Annotated in this window: 3 protein-coding genes; all 3 read left to right on the top strand. The window is 43.4% G+C overall.

The annotated features are described in order from the left end of the window. Window positions 1-469: 469 nt before the first annotated feature. The 3 genes from DP116_RS26475 to DP116_RS26485 all read left to right on the top strand — a co-directional run bounded on the left by DP116_RS26475 (window position 470) and on the right by DP116_RS26485 (window position 5376). Window positions 470-2173 (top strand): serine/threonine-protein kinase, encoded by a 1704-nt coding sequence (locus DP116_RS26475; RefSeq protein ID WP_169157978.1) that lies wholly within the window; start codon window positions 470-472, stop codon window positions 2171-2173. A 66-nt stretch (window positions 2174-2239) separates the two neighbouring features. Continuing rightward, a complete protein-coding gene (locus tag DP116_RS26480) occupies window positions 2240-4489 on the top strand; it encodes a serine/threonine-protein kinase (protein WP_169157981.1) in 2250 nt (749 codons plus the stop codon). A 410-nt stretch (window positions 4490-4899) separates the two neighbouring features. Beyond that, window positions 4900-5376, top strand: a complete 477-nt coding sequence (locus DP116_RS26485; RefSeq protein ID WP_169157979.1) for a GNAT family N-acetyltransferase — start codon at window positions 4900-4902, stop codon at window positions 5374-5376. Window positions 5377-5486 lie beyond the last annotated feature (110 nt).

Here is a 5486-nt window from a genome sequence, read left to right on the forward strand (position 1 = left end):
CTTTGCGACGCCAGTCGCCTCAAGTCGGGGGACCCGCCCACGGCGCTGGCTCCCCTTTGCGGTATGCGCTAAGGCGCACGCTACGCGTTCGCTCTTAGCGTGCGCTTGCGCTTACGTTTTTCATATAATTAGGCGCATCTATGGCACTTTACGGGCAAGCTATCATACAGAATTAGTATAAGATAAGACCTCACCCTGCCCTATCGGGCATCCCTCTCCTTATAAAGGAGAGGGAAGGATTTTTGTGACGCAAAAAGCGAGGGTCAGATTTTGAGCGAGATGTGTGTACACCGTAGCTTTATTAAGAAGAGGGATTTCAGGTGAAGTTTTATATTTAATTTGACGCACTGACTTGTTCTTTCTCATGCTCCCGAGCAAAGGAGTGCAAAATATATAGAGAGAGTATGCGTAATTGTGACTTTCCGTTTTGTAGCAACTTATAAAAACCTTCTATTCATCCTTCAGCATCATGGATGTTTATTGCAGCAAACAACACGTAAACAATGAGAAGAACCGCTTTTGCACTCAGTGTGGAGAGCCGTTACCTCTGGCGGTAGGACAAGTTGTCGATAACCGCTATCGAATTATACGTCATTTGGGACAGGGTGGCTTTGGACGCACTTATTTGGCTGAGGATTTAAATCAATCTCAACAACAGTGCGTGCTGAAGGAGTTTGCACCCCAAGTTGAAGAACAACAAGATTTAGAAAAAGCGAAAGAACTGTTTGAACGAGAAGCGAGTGTGCTCAAAAAACTACAGCACCCACAAATTCCACGTTTCCACGCCTCGCTACAAGTGCAGTTGAGTAACAAAGATTTTTTCTTTTTGGTGCAAGACTATGTAGAGGGTGAGAACTACTGGGATTTGTTAGAAAGTCGCACAAATCAGGGACAAACTTTTAGTGAGCAGGAAGTTGTCAAACTGCTGCAACAAATGTTGCCTATTTTGTCTTACATTCACTCTGTTAATGTTGTTCACCGCGATCTTTCTCCTGATAATATCATTTTACGGCAGAGTGATAAATTACCTGTGCTGATTGACTTTGGTGCAGTGAAGCAATTGCCAGCTTCTAAGGGTTTTTGGTTTACGCAACTCGGTGGAATTCGGACAATTTTGGGAAAGAAGGGCTACGCACCAGAGGAACAATTACGTCAGGGAAAAGCTTTTCCCAGTAGCGATTTGTACTCTTTAGCAGTCACGGCGCTCGTGTTATTAACTGGTCAAGAACCACAAAAACTGTATGATTCCTATCAGGGACATTGGCGTTGGGGAGAACAAATAAAAGTCAGCCCTAAAATAGAAGCTGTCTTAAAAAAGATGGTGGAATATAAACCAAGCGATCGCTACCAAAAAGCTGATGATGTTCTCAAAGATTTACAGTTTTATAATTCTGCTACCAAACCTATAAATACTCATATGACTAAGCTGAAGACGATGGTTGTTGCTCCTGGGCACAAACGTGTCAAAACTCTTGTTGGTAAGCTGCATAACAAAACTCAAATGGTTGCTCAGGCGTTACCTCTACCTGTTTGGCTTCGTCCTTTTGCTGTCAGTCTTGTGGGTACAAGTGTGATAGTTTTGACATTAGCAGGGACTTGGGCAGTTGTCAATGCTGTTGTTCAGGCTGTATCATCTATTTCTATACCAGCAATTTCATCACCGAAAACTTCACGAGATTCAGATTCTGGTGAAAAACCGAGTGTTAGCAACCAAGAAAATCGCGGTAACCAAATTATCCGTCGCCGTCAGGATCTAGAGATACCAGAAGTCTTTTTTACAAAAATGGTCGATCAAAATTTTTATACTAAAAATCCGCAAGCAAAAGGACGTACTCTCACGGGTAGCTCAGAAGATACGGCTTTACGAAAGGAATGGTTTGCGATCGCACAAGATGTGTTAAATCAACTAGAACGAGCTAATCTCAGCACATCAGCGCGTCGGAAACTCGGAAGCTATAGTGCGCGAGATTACGATAATTGGAGGCGACAAGCACAAGCAGGACAGTTGGGTAACTATACCATCAAGCAACTGAACGAGGACACAAACAAGAAATTTGATAGATTGTTTCCGGGACAGCGACGCGACAATGAGAAACTTGATAAACAGACACTTGGTCAAATATGGTATGCACTTGCTGCTGACCAAATTAGTAAAGTAGAATCTGCGAATTAACCTAAAAGTCAAAAGTCAAAAGTTAAAAGTACTTGACTAATGACTAATGACTAATGACTAATGACTATGAATCCTGTTTATTGCTCTAAAGGACATGAAAATCCAACTGGTAGCCGCTTTTGTCTAAACTGCGGCGAAAAGTTGGATAACCCAGTGAATCAAAGTATTCAAAGCGGGCAAACTTTGAGCGAACGTTACTTTATTGTCCGTCAATTAGGACAGGGAGGTTTTGGACGTACTTATTTAGCTGAAGATATAAACCGCTTTCGCGAACCTTGTGTTTTAAAAGAATTTTCCCCTCAAGTTCAAACACCATACGTTTTACAAAAAGCTGAAGAACTGTTTCAGCGAGAAGCCAGCGTTCTCTACAAGCTACAACATCCCCAAATCCCTCGCTTCCGGGAACTTTTCCGCATTAACCTAGCTGGTAAGGAATACCTGTTTCTGGTACAAGACTATGTAGAAGGGCAAACTTACCGTTCTTTGTTAGATACTAGGAAGCAGCAAGGTTTACGATTTACAGAGGCGGAAGTTCGTTTGCTGATGCAGCAAATTCTGCCTGTTTTGGAATATATCCATTCTATAGGAGTGATTCACCGTGATATCTCTCCTGACAACTTGATTTTACGCAGCACTGACCAACTCCCGATATTAATCGATTTTGGTGGAGTTAAACAAGTCGCTGCAACAGTCGTCTCGCAATATTATCAACCTGGTGCTGCTGGTGGTGGACTTCCAACATTATTGGGTAAGGTAGGATACTCTCCCCCAGAACAGATGCAGACTGGGTTAGTAGAGCCTCATAGTGATTTGTATGCTTTAGCCGCAACAGTACTGGTTTTGCTGACAGGTAAACAACCCCAAGAATTCATAGATGAATATACCCTCACCTGGCGATGGCGACGAGAAGTTAACCTCAGCCAGAGTTTCGGGATGGTGTTGGATAAAATGCTATCGCCAAAACCAAAAGAACGCTATCAAAGCGCTGATCAAGTTCTGCAAGCACTAAGTCCATCACCTGTCAGCTATCCTCCTCCACAGCAACCTGTTCCGATTTCACCACCACCACAAACGCAACAAACTCTAGCTGTATCCCCAACTCCCCCCATTCCTCCCACTCGACAAGAGTCCTCACCTTACGAGAAGCCCTTCTCTACTCCCACCGTCAGCTGGTGGACACCTGGTAAAATCATTGCGATCGCGGTGGTTATAGTTGCTGCTGTTAGTGTGGGTATTTGGGGAGCAAATCAGTTATTTGATTCTTCGTCCCTGTCGCCTAACGATCCAAAACTTTCCTTACAAGAACAGCAGCGTAAGGAAAAATTAGATCAACGCCGTCAACAACTGAATATTGACAAGAAATTTTTTACTAGCTTAGTCAATCAAGTCTTTTGGGAGAAAAATCCAACTGTTAGCAACCGTACCTTGACAGATAAGCCCGAAGATGAACAATTACGGGCACAATGGGACAGCATAGCAGAGGAATTGCTGGCAAAGCTGACGGTATTGAGTTCAGACTCACGTCAAAAATTGGGTAGTTTTGGACAAGCAGAACGCGATCGCGCAAAAGTCGAAGTTAACCAAATCAACGTTGGTAGTCGTTCTCTGTATGATTTAGGCGATGCAGCATTTTACCAGCAATTTCCAGAACAACGCGGCAAGAATTTTATCGATCAGCCCATTGGACAAGTCTGGCAAGGTTTTGTCAGCGACAAACTCAATGCTATCCTTTCTGGCAGTGCTTTCAAGAAAATAGTTTTTGACAAAGAAGCTAGTGGTAGCAGAGTTAGTGGTACCCTCAAACCAGGGGAAGGTAAAGTTTTTATCGCCGGACTTAAAGAAGAACAATTGATGAAAGTCAAGCTCAATGCAAATTCTAAAATTTTGCTTTCAGTGTATTCCCCTAGTGGAAAAATGAGATTTTTGCAAGATTCAACACAACGTAGTTTATCCGTTAAACTTCCAGAAAGTGGATTTTATGAATATGTGATTGTTGCGACGGGGTCAAATACATCAGATTATACACTTGCAATTATCGCAGAGAATCCTGCTCCACCTCCATCACCTACGCCAACTCCTATAGAAACCGTTACACCAACACCGACACCGACATTCTCACCCACACCTACAGAGACACCCACACCCACCACGCCTACAGAGACACCGACACCTACGCCTACAGTAACGTCTACACCGACATCCACACCGACATCTACGCCTACACCAACACCAACATCTACGCCTACACCGACACCGACACCAACATCCACACCCACACTTGCACCTACGCCTACACCGACTCCGACAACACCATAAGCAATACAAAATGTGAGAGAGTTTTTAAAAAGTTTTTTGATACCAAAAAACATGGAAAATCCCCCGAAATCCCCCTTAAAAAGGGGGACTTTTACCACGCCTTTTTAAGGGGGCAGGGGGATCAAGTAAAATATTTGATACTTCTTATATCATGTTTGGATGAACACTTATAAAAAACGAAAAACCCTCCGGGTATCTCCTGCGGAGACGCTACGCGAACGCCAGTCGCCTGCGGAGGGAAACCCTCCCGCAGCGCTGGTCTCACCTCACCCCGCCCTCCGGGCACCCCTCACGCCAGGTGCTACAACGGGGGGAACCCCCGCAACGCACTGGCTCTCCTTATTAAGGAGAGGGGGGTGAAGTATTTTTGTTGTAAGTAATCACCCAAATTTGACATTATCTAAACAAAAATGGTGGAAAACAAGTTTTTAATTCGTTTAGCAAAACCTGATGATTTAGACGTCTTGGTTGAATTCAATCGAGCAATGGCACGTGAAACCGAAGACAAAGACCTTTCTTTAGATATTCTCACTGCTGGTGTAGAAACATTATTGAAAAATCCGATTTTGGGTTTTTATGTTGTTGCAGAAAATCAGAATAAAGTGACTGGTTCTCTGATGGTAACAACGGAGTGGAGTGACTGGCGAAATGGGATATTTTGGTGGATACAAAGTGTCTACGTTCACCCAGAATTTCGTCGTCAAGGGATTTATCGAAGACTCTATGAATTTGTCAAAGAAAAAGCTATAAATCAACAACAGGAACTAAAAATATGTGGTTTTAGACTTTATGTAGAACATCAAAATACTGTTGCACAAAAAACTTATGAAGCCTTAGGTATGAAAGACACAGGCTATATGATCTTCGAGGAACTTGAGTTGGGATGACAAGATGCTCGCTTTGGTTAGCAGTTTTCATAGCAGGTTGCAAAAACCTCACCCCGGTTTTGTCTCTTGCCAAAACCTCCCCTCTCCTTACTAAGGAGAGGGGTGCCCGT

Origin of the sequence: Brasilonema bromeliae SPC951, assembly GCF_012912135.1 — a bacterium.
GTDB classification, from domain to species: domain Bacteria; phylum Cyanobacteriota; class Cyanobacteriia; order Cyanobacteriales; family Nostocaceae; genus Brasilonema; species Brasilonema bromeliae.

Bases quoted from the DNA above. Each gene is read 5' to 3' on its own strand.
- DP116_RS26475 (WP_169157978.1), top strand. From the start codon at position 470: ATGGATGTTTATTGCAGCAAACAACACGTAAACAATGAGAAGAACCGC.
- DP116_RS26480 (WP_169157981.1), top strand. From the start codon at position 2,240: ATGAATCCTGTTTATTGCTCTAAAGGACATGAAAATCCAACTGGTAGC.
- DP116_RS26485 (WP_169157979.1), top strand. From the start codon at position 4,900: ATGGTGGAAAACAAGTTTTTAATTCGTTTAGCAAAACCTGATGATTTA.